Annotated in this window: 14 protein-coding genes; 3 read left to right on the forward strand and 11 right to left on the reverse strand. The window is 65.2% G+C overall.

The genetic code is table 11. The features are described from left to right. Window positions 1-92 precede the first annotated feature (92 nt). The 7 genes from AC5ZGW_RS06725 to rsmI all read right to left on the reverse strand — a co-directional run bounded on the left by AC5ZGW_RS06725 (window position 93) and on the right by rsmI (window position 8,179). Window positions 93-2,336 carry a PAS domain-containing hybrid sensor histidine kinase/response regulator gene (locus tag AC5ZGW_RS06725; RefSeq protein ID WP_130225517.1) on the reverse strand — a complete coding sequence of 748 codons (2,244 nt, stop codon included), beginning with the start codon at window positions 2,334-2,336 and terminating at the stop codon, window positions 93-95. 155 nt (window positions 2,337-2,491) lie between these two features. Next, on the reverse strand, window positions 2,492-2,959 hold the full coding sequence (locus AC5ZGW_RS06730; RefSeq protein ID WP_130225518.1) for a hypothetical protein: 468 nt from the start codon (window positions 2,957-2,959) through the stop codon (window positions 2,492-2,494). A gap of 108 nt (window positions 2,960-3,067) precedes the next feature. Beyond that, window positions 3,068-4,606, reverse strand: a complete 1,539-nt coding sequence (locus AC5ZGW_RS06735) for a YifB family Mg chelatase-like AAA ATPase (protein WP_130225519.1) — start codon at window positions 4,604-4,606, stop codon at window positions 3,068-3,070. 112 nt (window positions 4,607-4,718) lie between these two features. Further along, window positions 4,719-5,690, reverse strand: a complete 972-nt coding sequence (locus tag AC5ZGW_RS06740; protein WP_130225520.1) for an MBL fold metallo-hydrolase — start codon at window positions 5,688-5,690, stop codon at window positions 4,719-4,721. 159 nt (window positions 5,691-5,849) lie between these two features. Continuing rightward, window positions 5,850-6,797 (reverse strand): glutathione synthase, encoded by a 948-nt coding sequence (gshB, locus tag AC5ZGW_RS06745; RefSeq protein WP_130225521.1) that lies wholly within the window; start codon window positions 6,795-6,797, stop codon window positions 5,850-5,852. Window positions 6,798-6,825: 28 nt separating this feature from the next. Further along, a complete protein-coding gene (locus AC5ZGW_RS06750) occupies window positions 6,826-7,239 on the reverse strand; it encodes a YraN family protein (protein ID WP_130225522.1) in 414 nt (137 codons plus the stop codon). Continuing rightward, window positions 7,226-8,179, reverse strand: a complete 954-nt coding sequence (rsmI, locus tag AC5ZGW_RS06755) for a 16S rRNA (cytidine(1402)-2'-O)-methyltransferase (RefSeq protein WP_130225523.1) — start codon at window positions 8,177-8,179, stop codon at window positions 7,226-7,228. The genes AC5ZGW_RS06750 and rsmI overlap by 14 nt, the downstream gene beginning before the upstream one ends. A gap of 290 nt (window positions 8,180-8,469) precedes the next feature. Here rsmI and AC5ZGW_RS06760 point away from each other — a divergent pair, with 290 nt between their 5' ends. Further along, window positions 8,470-9,699, forward strand: a complete 1,230-nt coding sequence (locus tag AC5ZGW_RS06760; protein ID WP_130225524.1) for a penicillin-binding protein activator — start codon at window positions 8,470-8,472, stop codon at window positions 9,697-9,699. A gap of 111 nt (window positions 9,700-9,810) precedes the next feature. On the opposite strand, the gene hemW is transcribed toward AC5ZGW_RS06760, so the two are convergent. From hemW to rph, 3 genes are read right to left on the reverse strand one after another with little or no spacing between them, the layout of a single operon-like run. Then, complete coding sequence (gene hemW, locus AC5ZGW_RS06765) at window positions 9,811-10,968, reverse strand: radical SAM family heme chaperone HemW (protein ID WP_130225525.1); 1,158 nt, start codon at window positions 10,966-10,968, stop codon at window positions 9,811-9,813. After that, entirely contained in the window at window positions 10,961-11,590 is a 630-nt protein-coding gene (rdgB, locus tag AC5ZGW_RS06770) for an RdgB/HAM1 family non-canonical purine NTP pyrophosphatase (RefSeq protein WP_130225526.1), read from the reverse strand. The genes hemW and rdgB overlap by 8 nt, the downstream gene beginning before the upstream one ends. A gap of 10 nt (window positions 11,591-11,600) precedes the next feature. Beyond that, window positions 11,601-12,314, reverse strand: coding sequence for a ribonuclease PH (gene rph, locus AC5ZGW_RS06775; protein WP_028164800.1), 714 nt, complete (start codon window positions 12,312-12,314; stop codon window positions 11,601-11,603). Between the two features lie 156 nt (window positions 12,315-12,470). Between rph and hrcA the strand changes: the two genes are divergently transcribed. Beyond that, window positions 12,471-13,559, forward strand: coding sequence for a heat-inducible transcriptional repressor HrcA (gene hrcA, locus AC5ZGW_RS06780; RefSeq protein WP_028164801.1), 1,089 nt, complete (start codon window positions 12,471-12,473; stop codon window positions 13,557-13,559). Window positions 13,560-13,795: 236 nt separating this feature from the next. Beyond that, the gene (gene grpE, locus AC5ZGW_RS06785) at window positions 13,796-14,404 is read left to right on the forward strand and encodes a nucleotide exchange factor GrpE (protein ID WP_028164802.1); all 609 of its coding nucleotides are present in this window, start codon (window positions 13,796-13,798) and stop codon (window positions 14,402-14,404) included. Window positions 14,405-14,474: 70 nt separating this feature from the next. On the opposite strand, the gene AC5ZGW_RS06790 is transcribed toward grpE, so the two are convergent. Beyond that, the gene (locus AC5ZGW_RS06790) at window positions 14,475-15,410 is read right to left on the reverse strand and encodes a hypothetical protein (protein WP_130225527.1); all 936 of its coding nucleotides are present in this window, start codon (window positions 15,408-15,410) and stop codon (window positions 14,475-14,477) included. Window positions 15,411-15,753: the final 343 nt, after the last annotated feature.

Below are 15,753 nucleotides of genomic sequence, written 5' to 3' on the forward strand. Positions count from 1 at the left end.
ATTGCGAGCGAAGCGAAGCAATCCATGCCTCCGCATGTGTGGTGCGATGGATTGCTTCGCTTCGCTCGCAATGACGGCGGGAGCAGCGGTGGCTATGCCGCCAGATGCCGTGATGCGGCCAATCCCGCGAGCGCCTCCTCCAGCTTCTCGCGATCGAGCGGCTTGATCAGAAAGCCGTCCATGCCGGCTTCGAAGCAGGCGGAGCGATCCTCAGCCAGCGTATTGGCTGTCAGCGCGAGGATTGGCGTTGCTCGGCCGGACTGGCCGGCTTCGAGTTGCCGGATGCGTTTGGTGGTCTCGATGCCGTTGAGCTGCGGCATCTGCACGTCCATCAGCACGAGGTCGTATGGCGCCCCTGTGGATTTCGCCGATGACCAGGATTGAAGCGCGTCTTCGCCATTGGTGGTCATCACCACCTGGTGGCCGAGACGCGTCAGCAGCGAGCGCATCAGGAGCGCGTTGATCTCATTGTCCTCGGCAACCAGGATCGATAGCTTCTTATCGGACAGTGAGGCCTGCGTAGAACTGTCCCCTATCGGCTCCACAACGGGCTCCGCGACGACGCTCGGCGACGCGACCTCGGGCGTGGCAGTCAGACGAGCGGCGAGCGAGACGGCGCGCAGCGGCTTGACCAGATAGCCGGTGAACGGCGCGTCGGCGGACCGTCGCAGCTCCTGCCGGGTCGCCGGCGTGAACATCACGATCCGCTGCGTCGCATGCAGCCGCGCCACTTCACTGATGCGGCTGATCTCGGCCGCTCCCAGCGCATGGTCGATCAGCACGGCGTGCCATGAACGCTCGGGCAGCAAGGCCTCCGCCACCGTGGTATCTGACACCATGCAGGTCTGTGCGCCCCAGCGCTGCAAGCGGCGCGATATCAGCGAGGCTTCGATGCCTTGCGGGGCGACCAGCATGATCGATCGTCCCGCAAGGTCGGGCGGGCTGAACACGGGCGCGGTGTTGCCGTCGGAAGCGGCGAGTGGGATCGAGACTTCGAAGGTCGAGCCCGCGCCCGGCGTGCTTGCAAGCACGATGCAGCCGCCCATGCGCTTGATGATGCGGTCGCTGATGCTGAGGCCCAGTCCCGTGCCGCCATAGCTGCGCGCGATGCCTTCATCGGCCTGCTCGAACTCGCGGAAGATGCGTTGCTGCGCTTCCGGTGCAATGCCGATGCCGGTGTCGCGCACCAGGAAGCTGATCTCATTCGGCCGGATGCCGGGCTCGACGACGAGGGCGACGCCGCCGGTCGCGGTGAACTTGATCGCGTTGCCGGCGAGGTTGAGCAGCACCTGGCGCAGCCGGGCCGCGTCTCCGATCACCTCCATCGGCAACCGCTCATCGATATAGGCGGCGATCTCGATTCCTTTGGCTTCCGCCCTTGGCGCCAGCAGTTCGGTGATGTCCTCGATCAGTTTCGAAAGCGCGAACGGGCCCTCTTCGAGATCGATCTTGCCGGCTTCGATCTTGGAATAGTCCAGCAGTTCTTCGATCAGCGACAGCAGCGCGTCGCCGGAGGTCTTCACCGCCTTGGCGTAGGTCATCTGCTCCGGCGTCAGCGGCGTATCCATCAACAGGCCACTCATGCCGATGATGCCGTTCAGCGGGGTGCGGATCTCGTGGCTCGCCATTGCGAGGAAGCGCGACTTGGCGCGGTTGGCCGCATCGGCCTGATCGCGCGCGTCAGCGAGCGCGCGCTCGCTTTCGGTGCGGTCGGTCACGTCACGCCCGACGCTTTGCATCTCCGCAGGCCGTCCTGCATCGGTGCGGACGAGGCCCTCGCGCCAGGCGATCCAGCGCGGCCCGGAGCGGTGCGCGATCTTCTGGTCGTAGACGCGGGTGCCGCTTGGCTCCAGCGCAGTGTTGCCCTGTTCCAGTACCTCGAAGGCGAAATGGCTGCCGATCAGTTCACCGCGCGTTTTTCCTGCGAGGTCGCAATAGGCGTCGTTGACGAAGGTGATCATGCCATCGGCGTCGCGCAGCACGATCAGGTCGCTTTGCGATTCGAACAGGCTGCGGGCACGTTGCTCCGCTTCCTGCAGTTCCCAATTGCGGTCGGCGAGCGCCTCGTTGTGCTCGGCGATCATGCGCAGCTTGCCGCGCATCAGCCGCAGCCGGACACTCAGCACGACCAGCGCCACGCATGTGAGCGCGAACAGCAAGCTGACACCCACAGCGATGGAACGTGGGTCACGGTCGGAAACCGCGCCAATGAGCAATGCATAGCCACCGGTGAAGACCGCGGCGAACACGAGGAAGGCGCGGAGGGTGAAGACGATCCAGGCGTGACGCCGCCCGAACCGAAGCAGGCGGAGCTTCAGCCGATAGGTCCACGTCATCGCCGATCCCCTGATCACCTGCTTTGGAGGCTGGCAGCTTGGGCCACCTCGCATGTTGGGTCGACGATGCGTCGGCGACCTTGCAAAGTGCTTGAGACGGCGTCGCGTTCCGGCCCGCGATGCGAACAGGGTTGATAATGCGTTAACGATCGTTGCTACAGCGAAGCGGCCTGCAGTCGGCGGTGCCCACCATGCGCGCCGACGATCAGCGCCGCGGCATCTCGCACCGAGAAGCTCTTTGAATGAACGAAGATCCGGTAATCGGCCGGGCCGTCCTGCGAAAGATAGATCACGGGATCGGTTGCCGTAGGATTGGCCGAGATCGCGACCAGTTGTGGGACGCCGCTGCTCTCGCAGGCGCCGGGCTCGCTATCATCGACATCATCGATGACGGTGAAATCGGCGGCTTCCGCGCTATCGGAGATCTGGACCCGCACGGTGGCGGTAGCCGGATCGTCCGTGAAGCTGACATGGAGCTGGGCGAGCCAGGGGAGCGATGCGATCTGGATGGTGGCACCGCCGGCCTCGATGCAGGGGTGCGAGCCCGGCAGCAATTCACCGCGGGCAACAAGCGCGAACGCGGCCAGCGGCACGACCGAGGCCAGAATCTTCAAACGCAACATGACACCACTCACTCAACCGCAGCCGGCTGGAATTGCGCGGACTTATGGTTGGCGGAGTGTAAAGAGAACTGGTTACCGTCGCGTTGACGCGAAACTGCTGGACGCGCTCTACGCCGCGCGCCTGATATCGTCGGCCAGCGCGCGGTAGGACAGCGCTTCCGCGAGGTGCAATCGGCCGATCTTCTCCGTGCCATCGAGATCGGCGAGCGTGCGCGCGACGCGCAGCACGCGGTGATAGCCGCGCGCGGTGAGGCGCATGGTCTCGGCTGCATCACGCAACAGTTTTTGGCCCTGCGCGTCCGGCTGGGCGATGGTCTCAAGCAGCGATGACGGTGCCTCGGCGTTGGTGCGGACGTTGGGCATGCCGGCGGCGGCATAGCGCGCAAGCTGGATGTCGCGCGCGGCAGCAACCCGCGCCGCCACTTCCGCCGATCCTTCAGAAGGCGGCGGCAGGATCAGGTCGGCGGCAGTCACCGCCGGCACCTCGATCCGCAGATCGATGCGGTCCATCAGCGGACCAGAGATGCGCATCTGGTAATCGGCGGTGCAGCGGTCGATGGGCCCGCGCTTGCAGGCATAGCCGGGCTCATAGGCATGACCGCAGCGGCACGGATTCATTGCCGCCACCAGCATGAAGCGCGCCGGATAGGTGACGCGATGGTTGGCGCGCGAAACCGAAACCTCGCCGGTCTCCAGCGGCTGCCGCAGCGAATCCAGTACGCGCGGATCGAATTCCGGCAGTTCGTCGAGGAACAGTACGCCCTGATGCGCGAGCGAAATCTCGCCGGGCTTGGCGCGCATGCCGCCGCCGGTGAGCGCCGCCATGCTGGCGGAATGATGCGGGCTGCGGAACGGCCGCCGCGCGGTCAAGGCGCCGTCGCGGATCTCGCCGGCCACCGAGGCGATCATCGAGACTTCCAGCAGCTCGGACGGCGACAGCGGCGGCAGGATCGAGGGCAGCCGCGCTGCCAGCATCGATTTGCCGGCGCCGGGCGAGCCCATCATCAGGAGGTGATGCCCGCCCGCCGCCGCGATCTCGAGCGCCCGCTTGGCGCTTTCCTGGCCCTTGATGTCGCGGAGGTCGAGCAGCGTCTCCTTCTGCTCATGCACCTTCGGCTGTGGGCGCGACAGTACCTGCGTGCCCTTGAAGTGATTGGCGATCTGGATCAGCGAGTGTGCGGCGATGATCTGGATGTCCGGGCTCGCCCACGCCGCCTCCGAGCCGCAGGCCGCCGGGCAGATCAGCCCCTCGTCGCGCGAATTGGCGCCGATCGCCGCCGGCAATACGCCCGCGACCGCCGCGATCGAGCCGTCCAACCCGAGCTCGCCCAGCACCGTAAAGCCGTTGAGCGCATCCGGCGGGATGGCCCCGATCGCCGCCATCAGCCCGAGCGCGATCGGCAGGTCGTAATGGCTGCCTTCCTTGGGCAGGTCGGCGGGCGCCAGATTGACGATGATCCGCCGCGCCGGCAAAGCGAGGCCTGAGGCGATCAGTGCCGAGCGAACCCGCTCCCGCGCTTCGGAAACCGCCTTGTCCGGCAGGCCCACGATCGCAAAAGCCGGCAATCCCGGCGCGACCTGCACCTGCACGTCGACCGCGCGAGCCTCGATCCCCTCGAAAGCGACGGTGGAAACGCGTTGAACCATGCTGCCCCCTTGCCACAATCGAGGGTAGCCGAAGGCAGCGCCAAGCGCAAGAACATTACGGGAACGCGGGCTCCGGGACCTGCCGCGCGGCCGTCCCAGAGCCCGGGCAGGCTTACAGCGTCATCTGCATCGGTTCGGGATAATAATGGAAGCCGTCGCCGACCTTGGCGACATGGCCGTAACCGGGCCAGGCGAAGTGATAGGACATCACCGGGGTCTTGTTGGCCGCCAGCATCTCCAGCAGTCTCACCCGCGAAGCCGCCGCCTGTTTCGGGTCGGTATCGTAGGAGAATTCCATCCGCGGCCGCTCCAGCAGCAGCACCGCGTGGTGCGAGAGATCGCCGAGGAAGGCGAAGGATTTGCCGGCCGAGCTCACCATGAAGATGTGGTGGCCGACAGTGTGGCCGGGCGCTGCGATCGCCTGCACGCCGGGCAGGAATTCCTGGCCGTCCTTGAAGAACACCAGGCGGTCGCGGACCGGCACGAGATTCTTGCGCGCGTGAATGACAAAGTCCTTCAGCGGGCTGCCCATCTTGCCTTCGTCGGTCCAGTAGTCGAAGTCGCTCTGCGCGATATAGACCTGCGCGTTCGGGAACAGCGGCTTGTCGTTGGCATCGACGATGCCGCCGATGTGGTCGATATGCGCATGCGAGCAGACGACGGCGTCGATGTCCTCAGGCTTGATGCCAGCCTCCGCCATGCTCTTCTGCTGGCGGCCGGTGGTCGGACCGAACGCTTTCGACGTGCCCATGCCGGTGTCGAACAGGATCAGCTTGTCGCCGGTGTTCACGATCGGCGAATTCTGCTCCAGCACGACATTGTCGGGCGACAGGAAATTGTCCGACAGCATCTTCTTCACTTCTTCCTTCGGCACGCCGGTAAACGTGCCGGAGGGATCGCCGAGCGGCAGCGGGCCGTCGGAGACGACGGTGACTTCGGCATCGCCGAGAATGAAGCGGTGCCAATAAGGCGTTTGCGTGCCGAGTTTCGGCGCGCGTGCCAGCGCGCTGCCGCCGAGCAGCGTGCTTGCACCAAGGCCGGCGCCGAGCGCGAGCAGTGACCTTCGCGAGACATTGATCGTCATGCTTTTCCTCCACATTTTTGTCGAGTTATCTTTGGCAAGTCGCCGCGTTGCCGCCCGCGAACAGGTCCTGCCCCGCGACCTGAAGGCGAGCGGGGGCATGCTGCGCCCGCTGCCGCAAGCTGACAAGAGGTCTCAGAGAGGAAGGAAGACGAACGGGCCTTACGATTTCGTGCGCTTTGATTCGATCACGTCCCAGATCCTGGCGGCCACGTCCGGACCGCCGAGCCGCGAGATAGCGCGGATGCCGGTTGGCGAGGTGACGTTGATCTCGGTGAGATAGCCGTCGATCACGTCGATGCCGACGAACAACAGGCCACGCTCGCGCAAGGCCGGGCCGAGCGTCGTGCAGATCTTGCGCTCGCAGTCGGAGAGTTCGGTCGACTGCGCCGCGCCGCCGCGCACCATGTTGGAGCGCAAATCGTCCGCCGCCGGCACGCGATTGACGGCGCCGGCGAATTCGCCGTCGACCAGGATGATGCGCTTGTCGCCATGCTTGACCTCGGGAAGGAAGCGCTGGATCACCCAGGGCTCCTTGAACGTCACCGAAAACATGTCGAACAGCGAGCCGAAATTCATGTCCTGGGGCATCACGCGGAACACCGCGGCGCCGCCATGGCCGTGCAACGGTTTCATGACGACGGCGCCATGCTCGTCGCGGAACGCATTGATCTCGTCGAGGTCGCGCGAGATCAATGTCGGCGGCATGAGCTGCGGAAAGTTCATCACGAACAGCTTTTCCGGCGCATCGCGGACGCTGGCAGGATTGTTGACGACCAGGGTCTTCGGGTGAAGGCGCTCGAGCAAATGCGTCGAGGTGATGTAGGCGAGATCGAACGGCGGATCCTGCCGCAGCAGGATCACGTCGAAATTGGTCAGCGGCTCGCGCCTCGGCTCGCCGAGCGTGAAGTGATCGCCGATCTCGTCGCGCACGGAAAGGACCTGCACCGGCGCCACCAGCGCGTCGCCGCGCAGCGAGAGCTTGTCAGGCGTGTAGTAGGAAATGCCGTGGCCGCGCTTCTGCGCTTCGAGCAGCAGCGCGAACGTCGAATCGCCGCGGATGTTGATGCGCTCAATGGGATCCATCTGGACGGCGACGTTCAATTTCATGGGCTTTGGGTCCGGTCTCTCGAGGAAGTCATGCGCTGGCGTCGAACGCCGCTAACAGATGGCGCGGCAGATGCTTGGGCGCAATCAGCATGGCGTCGAAACGCATGTCGAATTCCGCATGTTCGGGATGCGCCATCAGCCAGGCCTGGGCCGCAGCAATGATGCGCTGTTGCTGGCGCGGCGTGACGGCATAGGCGGCCTCATCAAAGCTGGCGCGGGCCTTGACCTCGACGAAGGCGAGCAGGTTGCGCTTGCGCACCACCAGGTCGATCTCGCCATAGGGCGTGCGGAAGCGCTTGGCGAGAATGCGATAGCCCTTGGCCATCAAATAGGCCGCGGCGCGGCTTTCCGCCGATAGCCCGGTGCGGAACGCAGCGACCCGTTCGGGCGAGGCGAGCTTTGTGTCCGCCTCCTGCGGCGGGCTGCCGTCACTCTTGGCCATCGTCGCCCCGCAGTTCCTTTGCGAGTTCGAGGGCGCGGGCATAGACCTCGCGGCGCGGCCGGCCGGAAAGCTCGACTGCATGCGCAACCGCATCCTTGACGCTGTCGCGCGGGAGTGACGCGCGCAGCAGTTCGTCGAGCTGATCCTGCCCCATCACCTGCGCGTCCGCCGGCGGCGGACCGATCACCAGCACAAATTCGCCGCGCGTCTCCAGCGCGTCCCTGGCCGCCGCCAGTTCGGCGATCGGGGCGCGCCTGATCTCTTCGTGCAGTTTTGTCAGCTCGCGGCAGATCGCGGCGTCGCGCCCGCCCATGATCGCGGCGAGGTCGGCAAGCGTCTCCTGCACGCGGCTGCCGGATTCGAACAGCACCAGCGTTGAGTCGATCCTGGCGAGCTCAGAGAGCCGCGTGCGCCGGGCCTGTTCCTTCGCAGGCAAGAAGCCCTCGAAGAAAAAGCGGTCGGTCGGCAGCGCCGCGACCGAGAGCGCCGTCAGTACCGATGATGCCCCGGGCACCGCGACAACGTGGTGCCCGGCGGCGCAGGCCTCGCGCACCAGCTTGAAGCCAGGGTCGGAGATCAGCGGCGTGCCGGCATCGGAGACCAGCGCGATCGCGGCGCCCTCGGCCAGCCGCTGCAGGATTTTTGGCCGGGCCTGGGCCGCATTGTGCTCATGGTAGGGGGTCAGCTCGGCTGCAATCGTGTAACGCTCGGTCAAACGGCGGGTGATGCGGGTGTCCTCGCAGGCGATCAGGTCCGCGCCGGCGAGTGTCTCCAGCGCGCGAAGGGTGATGTCGGCGAGATTTCCGATTGGTGTTGCAACCAGATGGAGGCCGGGAACCGGCTTTGGCGCGTTCAGCACATGACCGCCGATGGAAAATGTCCTGTTGGGGACGTCCGTCCCGGCGTCAGCGCCGTATCTTGAGCTGGCTTTTGCGCGCATAGTGCCAATCTAGAGCATCATCCGGAAAAGTGGACACCGGTTTTCCGAAAGATCGTGCTCGAACGAAGAGTGCGAGAGCGCCGGCGCCATAACGCGCTTGCGTCTTGCGGAGGGGGAGCGGCTGTGCTGCGCCTTGGTGAGGGGGTCGCGGTCCACAGCGGGCAATTCACCATGGGGATAATCCCTTTGTTTTGGTTAACTATTCGCCGACAATATGCCTGATTCCATCCTCCATTGGTTCGGCAGTTGGAATCCCGGCCCGAACACGGCCGGTCAAGAGAAGAGACGAGATGGTGGGCCCGCATAGCCGCAAACCAAAATCCCCGGGTCTGCAAGGTTCCGCCGCGACCCGCCGGACAGCACTCGGCCTGATGCTGGGTGCTCCCCTGCTGGCCGCCTGCTCGGGGGTGCAGCAGACCCTTAGCCAGTTTACCAGTCCGTCCGGCTCGCCGCAGCCGGAAGCAGCCCCCGCCGGACCGCAGCAGCAGCCGCAGGCGATCGGCAACGGGCAGGTCAAAGTAGGGTTGATCTTGCCGCTGTCGGCGGCCGGCAATGCCGGCCTTGCCGGGCAGTCGATGAAGAACGCCGCCGAACTGGCGCTGGCGGAATTCCAGAACCCGAACATCCAGCTCCTGATCAAGGACGATGGCGGCAGTCCGCAGGGCGCCTCCCAGGGCGCGCAGCAGGCGATCGGCGAAGGCGCCGAAATCATTTTGGGCCCGCTGTTTGCGCAGTCGGTGCCGGCCGTCGCCCAGGTGGCGCGCGGGCGCGGTATCTCAGTAATCGCGTTCTCGACGGATTCGAGCGTGGCGGGACGCGGCGTTTATCTCCTGAGCTTCCTGCCGGAGTCCGACATCAACCGGATCGTCGAATATTCCGCGAGCATTGGAAAGCGCTCCTTCGCCGCGCTGGTTCCCGACAATGCCTATGGCAATGTGGTCGAGGCCGCGTTCAAGCAGGTGGCCGGCCGCAAGGGCCGCGTCGTCGCGTTCGAAAAATACGGCGCCGATCGCGCCACGCCGGCACGCACGGTGGCGCAGTCGCTCGCCCAGGCCGATGCGCTGTTGCTCGCCGATGACGGTGATTCGGTGGTAGCGACGGCAGACGCGCTGACCGCAGCCGGCGCCAATCTGCGCAACATCCAGCTTCTGGGCACCGGCCTGTGGGACAATCCGCGGGTGTTCGCGAATCAGGCGCTGCAGGGCGGTCTGTTTGCCGCGCCGGATCCGTCCGGCTTCCGCGCCTTCGCGGGACGTTACCGCAGCAAATACGGCTCCGAGCCCGTGCGCACCGCAACGCTCGCCTATGATGGCGTTGCGCTGGTGGCCGCGCTGGCGCGGACGCAAGGTGCTCAGCGCTTCCAGCAGGAAACGCTGACCAATCCTTCCGGCTTCGCCGGTATCGACGGCCTGTTCCGCTTCCGCGCTGACGGCACCAACGAACGCGGCCTTGCGGTGATGAAGGTTGCGACCAGCGGCGCCCAGGCGGTCGCGGGCTCACCGAAGAGTTTTGGGGCGTGATGAAGCGGCTGTAGCCCGGTGAAGCGCAGCGCAACCCGGGATTCTGTCGCGTGCGGATGGAGAGGCCCCGGATTGCGCTTCGCTCCAGCCGGGCTACGAATTGTGCGTCGACTACGCGGCCAAATCCGCCACCACGGCATCCAGCACCGGGAAACCTGACTTGGTCACGCGTAGCCGTCCGTCGGTGTCGACGATGATGGCGCCCTCTTCGCGCAGCACCGCGATGCGGCGCGGGTCGAGTGCACGGCCTGAGAGCGACGCATAGCGCGTGGGGTCGATGCCTTCGGCGAGACGAAGCCCCATCAGCAGGAATTCGTCGGCGCGCTCCTCGCTGTTGAGCACCTCGTCGGTGATGACGCCGCTGCCATTGGTTTCGACGCGCATCACCCAGGCTTCCGGCCGCTTCTCGGTCGCGGTGGCGTGACGGCGGCCGTTGATGTCGAGGCGGCCATGTGCGCCCGGGCCGATGCCGGCATATTCGTCGCCACGCCAATAGACGAGATTGTGCCGGCACTCCGCGCCGAGGCGGGCGTGATTGGAGATCTCGTAGGCCGGCAGGCCTGCTTGCGTACAGACCTCTTGCGTCACGTCGTAAAGCGCGCGCGCGACCGCCTCGTCCGGCGTCTGCAATTTGCCTGCGGCATGCAGACCAAAGAACGGCGTGCCTTCCTCGATCGTGAGCTGATAGAGCGACAGATGCTCGGCGGCTTCCGCGATCGCATGCTTCAGTTCGTCGGCCCACATCGCGGGAGTTTGATCGGGCCGGGCGTAGATCAGGTCGAAGGAATAGCGATCGAAAGATTGACGGGCGACGGCGACCGCATCGAGCGCTTCGCGCGCAGTGTGTAATCGCCCCAGCGCCTTCAGCGAGGCATCATCGAGCGCCTGCACGCCGAGCGATACGCGGTTGACGCCGGCGGCGCGATAGCCGCGAAACCGTGTGGCTTCGACGCTCGTCGGATTGGCTTCCAGTGTCACTTCGACATCGGGAGCGACGCGCCAATACTTGCCGATCGCATCCAGGATCGCGCCGACCGTCTGCGGCTGCATCAATGACGGCGTACCGCCGCCGAGGAAGATCGAGGACACTTCGCGGCCGGGGACGCGCGCCGCGGTGGTCTCGATCTCGCGCGCAAAGGCACGGGCAAAGCGCGCCTCATCGATCTGCGTATGCCTGACGTGGCTGTTGAAATCACAATACGGGCATTTCGACAGGCAGAACGGCCAGTGCACGTAGACGCCGAAGGCTGCCTGGTCCCGGTCAGTCAAGGCATATCTCCGCCAATTTGACGAAGGCACGGGCCCGGTGCGACAGGCCGAGTCCGAGCGGCGGCAGCCCGTGCTTCTCGACGCTCGTCATCTCGCCGAAGGTGCGGGTATGGCCATCCGGCAGGAACATGGGATCATAGCCGAAACCCGCGGTGCCGCGCGGCGGCCACACCAAAGTTCCGTCGGCACGCGCCTCGACCTCTTCGAGGTGCCCATCCGGCCAGGCGACGCAGAGCGCGGAGACGAAATGAGCGCTCCGGCGGTCAGGCGCCGTGGCGCTACGTTCCTGCAAGAGGCGCTCGATCCGCGTCATCGCGGCGATGAAATCCTTGTTTTCGCCGGCCCAGCGCGCCGAATAGATGCCAGGGGCGCCGTCCAGCGCGTCGACCACCAGCCCGGAATCATCGGCAAATGCCGGGAGATCGGCGGCCTTGGCTGCCGCAATCGCCTTGATCGCGGCATTGGCGCGAAAACTGTCGCCGGTCTCCTCGGGCTCGCCAAGACCGAGATCGCCTGCCGAGATCGCCTCCACGCCATGCGGCGCCAGCAATTCGCGCATCTCGGCAAGCTTGCCGGGATTGTGGGTCGCGATCACGAGCTTTCCAGTGATTCGGCGGTGCATGGCCTATTGACTACGCCACTGCCATTTTCTGCAAGTCGACCAGCCGCGCCACGCCCTTGCGCGCCAGCGCCATCAGCGCCAGGAACTCGTCCTGCGAGAACGGCGTCTTTTCCGCGGTGCCCTGTACCTCGATGATGCGGCCGTCGCCGGTCATGACGAAATTGGCGTCGGTCTCGGCTTCAGAATCCTCGGCGTAGTCGAGGTCGAGCACCGGCGTGCCATTATAGATGCCGCAGGAGATGGCCGCGACGTTGTCGCGCAACACGTTGGTTTTCAGCATGTTGCGGGTCTTCATCCAGTTGATGCAGTCGGCAAGCGCGACCCAGGCGCCGGTGATCGAGGCGGTGCGCGTGCCGCCATCGGCCTGCAGCACGTCGCAATCGACCGTGATCTGGCGCTCGCCCAGCGCTTCCAGGTCGATGGTGGCGCGGAGCGAACGGCCGATGAGGCGCTGGATCTCGATGGTGCGCCCGCCCTGCTTGCCGGCGGAGGCCTCGCGCCGGGTACGTTCCAGCGTGGCGCGGGGCAGCATGCCGTATTCGGCGGTGACCCAGCCGCGGCCCTGGCCCTTCAGCCATGGCGGCAGGCGGTCTTCCAGGGTCGCAGTGACCAGCACATGGGTGTCGCCGAATTTCACCATGCAGGAACCCTCGGCATATTTGACCACGCCGCGTTCCAATGAGACGGGGCGCAGTTCGTCGGGTGCACGGCGGCTTGGCCGCATGGGAATCCTCCGGGAATTCGAGCGATATGGCTGGCGGTGCTTGTAGGAGCGGGCAGCCGCAGCGGCAAGCTTTTTGGCCGGCTTCCGGGCGGGTAATGCACGCTTGTCACCGGGCGTGTGGATGGTCAAATTAGAGGCAGTTGTGAGGGAGTTATTGTGGCTCAACACGAACCGGTTGGTTTGATCGCGCCGCACGCCGGGCTTGCCCAGCTCAACGAGCGTTCGCGCGACATTTTCCGTCAAATCGTCGAAAGTTATCTGGCGACCGGCGAGCCGGTCGGCTCGCGTAACATCTCGCGCCTGATCGCGCTGCCGCTGTCGCCGGCCTCGGTGCGCAATGTGATGTCCGATCTCGAACAGCTCGGACTGATCTACGCGCCGCATACCTCCGCCGGCCGACTGCCGACCGAATTGGGCCTGCGCTTTTTCGTCGATGCGCTGATGCAGGTCGGCCATCTCACGGAGGCGGAACGGCAATCGATCCAGAGCCAATTGGCTACTGTCGGCCGCGCGCAGTCGGTCGAGGCAGCGCTCGATGAGGCCTTGATCCGGCTATCCGGCCTCACCCGCGCCGCCGCCGTGGTGCTGACGCCCAAATCCAATGCGCGGCTGAAGCATATCGAGTTCGTGCGGCTGGAGCCGGAACGTGCGCTGGTGGTGCTGGTCGGCGAAGACGGGCAGGTCGAGAACCGGGTGCTGAGCTTGCCGCCGGGTGTTCCATCCTCGGCACTGATCGAGGCCACCAACTTCCTCAATGCACGCATCCTCGGCCGTACGCTCGCCGAAGCGCGGCTCGAACTCGAGACCGCGCTGGGACAAAGTCGCGCCGAGCTCGATCAATTGACGCAGAAGGTGATCTCTGCAGGGCTTGCGAGCTGGTCGGGCGGCGACAATGAAGACCGGCAGCTCATCGTGCGCGGGCACGCCAATCTCCTGGAGGATTTGCATGCGCTCGAGGATCTCGAGCGCATCAAGTCGCTGTTCGATGATCTCGAGACCAAGCGCGGCGTGATCGACCTTCTGGGGCGTGCGGAAAGCGCCGATGGCGTGCGGATCTTCATCGGGTCGGAGAACAAATTGTTCTCGCTCTCGGGGTCCTCGACCATCGTTGCGCCCTATAGCGACGGCGCTGGCCGTATCGTGGGCGTGCTCGGCGTGATCGGGCCAACCCGGCTGAATTATGCGCGGGTGATCCCGACCGTGGACTATGCCGCGCGCCTCGTCAGCAGGATCCTCGGCGGCTAGAGCATTTCCGGTTCTGACGGAATCAGAACCGGAGCTCTAGATTCTTGTTTTGACGCGTTTTCTTCACGCGAACCGGTGTCCACCCTCGGATCAGGTCCGAGGGCATGCTTCGCTCGAAAACGCTCTAACCCCGAAACGGGGCCGGTTGCGCTTGATTTTCATGGCCCAAAGCACGATATCCGGGCCAGCCAATCCCTTAACTGTTGATCAGACGTGATTTTTCGAAAAGGCAAGCCATGACCGATCCGAACCGGCCAAACGACAACGCCGAGAACCCGGCGCAGACCGGCGAGCCCGTGGTCTCGAAGCCCTACGTCATGCCCGACGATCCCGAACAGGGATCGGCGGAAGCCTTGACCAAGGAGCTCAATGAAGCGCGCGATCGGACGTTGCGCACGCTGGCCGAGATGGAAAATCTGCGCAAGCGCACCAGCCGCGAGATCGCGGATGCGCGCGCTTATGGCATCACCGGCTTTGCCCGCGACATCCTCGATATCGCCGACAATCTGCAGCGTGCCCTCGACGCCGTCCCGGCGGAGGCCAAGGCGGCCGCCGACCCCGGGCTGAAGGCCCTGATCGAGGGTGTCGAATTGACCGAGCGTTCGCTGCACGCCACGCTGGAGAAGAACGGCGTCAAGAAGTTCGATCCCACCGGCGAGAAGTTCGATCCGAACTTTCAGCAGGCGATGTACGAGGTTCCCGATCCCTCCGTGCCCTCGGGCACAGTGGTGCAGGTGGTCCAGGCCGGCTACACGATCGGCGATCGCGTGCTGCGTCCGGCGCTGGTCGGTGTCTCCAAGGGCGGCGCAAAAACCGCGCCGGCTTCCGCCGCACAGCAGAACTGAATCTGCTCAACGCATCGGCTGACGGAATGCTGTTAATGCCGGCCTCGACAAAGGCCGGCAGAGATAGATGTTATCGCGGCTGAATTCCGTCGCGCACGCTGCGGAAGCGCGGGAATGCGGCCGACCATTGATCGCGCGGCGAGGAGCCGATGATGCGCAGCGAGGTCTGCGCACCGAACCGCAGCCATTGTACGATGGTCACCGGCGTATTGTCCTTGCCGCTCACCGCATCGATCCGTGTCTCGTAGCCGGGCTGGCCATCGATGCGGATCGGCTCCGACATCGTGATCCGTCCGTCGCGCACGCCGGGAATCGTGGTCGCGATCTGCTGGGCAAAACGGCCGCGATCATCGGGAGAGGCGGCGGTCGAGCCGATGATGCCGATGATCATGAAGGGCGCCACCTCGAACCCGCTCTTCTCGTCGCCATCGGCGACGATCAGCGCGGCGCCGGGTGCCAGCGTGCGGACGTTCTTGAAGTTCGCCAGTTCGGTCATCTTGAACGGCATCAGCCCGAGCTGCTCGTCGACTGGAACCTGATCCCGGATCGCGGCGGTCGAAAACATCTGGCGGACGGCATCGTCGGTATAGATCCTGGCGGCATTCTCCGGGACCTGCATGGCGATGTAGCCGGAGAAGGTCGGGCCGGGCAGGATCATCGAATAGCGCCGCACGGTGCCGGCGCCATCCTTGGCATTCTCGACCGTGTAATAGGCAAGGCCGGCAGCGGTCTCGATGCTCTCCGGCTTGATCCCGCCGGTGCCGCCCGGGTTCGCCTTGAAGGCGTTGGCGACCTCGCCATAGGCCTCCGCCGGCAGGTCGGTGACCAGCACCTTGACGCCCTGGTCCTCGGTCTCGAAGCCGGTGAAGGTTTTCGCGCGATTGAGCCCCACCAGCGGCTTCATCCCGACCCGGGCGCCCGGCGGAAAGACCACGTCCGCGGCAAAGGCGGGAAATGCGGCGGCAACGAACAGGGTGACCGCGGCGAGGAGGCGAATGGGGTTCATGTCAAGGATCTACCGGGTTTGGCATTGAAGCCGTTCAATGGGCGGCCGGTGCGGGCCGCAAGCTGTCGGGCCTCGTTCAGTTGGCCCGCTTTTAGCGGTTTTGATGGCCCGACGACAGGGGCGGGCGGCTCCATGCAGCCTGATGGCACAGGGTGCAATGTCGCAGCTTTCTTGCGCATTCGTTAATGTGGGCCCCAAGACCAAGCCTGGGACCAAAACAGGACCAGACAGGTCCCGGGCCGGACTGACACAATCTTTCAAACGTCAGTCTTTTCAGACCTCAAGGTTGCGTCCAGTCCTTGCAGGCCTTACCCCCCCTCCTATATGAGGCTCATCGTCGCAA

The organism is Bradyrhizobium sp. Crot121, assembly GCF_059512385.1.

Excerpts from the sequence above, each read along its gene's own strand:
- AC5ZGW_RS06725 (WP_130225517.1), bottom strand. The coding sequence starts at position 2,336 with ATGACGTGGACCTATCGGCTGAAGCTCCGCCTGCTTCGGTTCGGGCGG.
- AC5ZGW_RS06730 (WP_130225518.1), bottom strand. The coding sequence starts at position 2,959 with ATGTTGCGTTTGAAGATTCTGGCCTCGGTCGTGCCGCTGGCCGCGTTC.
- AC5ZGW_RS06735 (WP_130225519.1), bottom strand. The coding sequence starts at position 4,606 with ATGGTTCAACGCGTTTCCACCGTCGCTTTCGAGGGGATCGAGGCTCGC.
- AC5ZGW_RS06740 (WP_130225520.1), bottom strand. The coding sequence starts at position 5,690 with ATGACGATCAATGTCTCGCGAAGGTCACTGCTCGCGCTCGGCGCCGGC.
- gshB (WP_130225521.1), bottom strand. The coding sequence starts at position 6,797 with ATGAAATTGAACGTCGCCGTCCAGATGGATCCCATTGAGCGCATCAAC.
- AC5ZGW_RS06750 (WP_130225522.1), bottom strand. The coding sequence starts at position 7,239 with ATGGCCAAGAGTGACGGCAGCCCGCCGCAGGAGGCGGACACAAAGCTC.
- rsmI (WP_130225523.1), bottom strand. The coding sequence starts at position 8,179 with ATGCGCGCAAAAGCCAGCTCAAGATACGGCGCTGACGCCGGGACGGAC.
- AC5ZGW_RS06760 (WP_130225524.1), top strand. The coding sequence starts at position 8,470 with ATGGTGGGCCCGCATAGCCGCAAACCAAAATCCCCGGGTCTGCAAGGT.
- rdgB (WP_130225526.1), bottom strand. The coding sequence starts at position 11,590 with ATGCACCGCCGAATCACTGGAAAGCTCGTGATCGCGACCCACAATCCC.
- rph (WP_028164800.1), bottom strand. The coding sequence starts at position 12,314 with ATGCGGCCAAGCCGCCGTGCACCCGACGAACTGCGCCCCGTCTCATTG.
- grpE (WP_028164802.1), top strand. The coding sequence starts at position 13,796 with ATGACCGATCCGAACCGGCCAAACGACAACGCCGAGAACCCGGCGCAG.
- AC5ZGW_RS06790 (WP_130225527.1), bottom strand. The coding sequence starts at position 15,410 with ATGAACCCCATTCGCCTCCTCGCCGCGGTCACCCTGTTCGTTGCCGCC.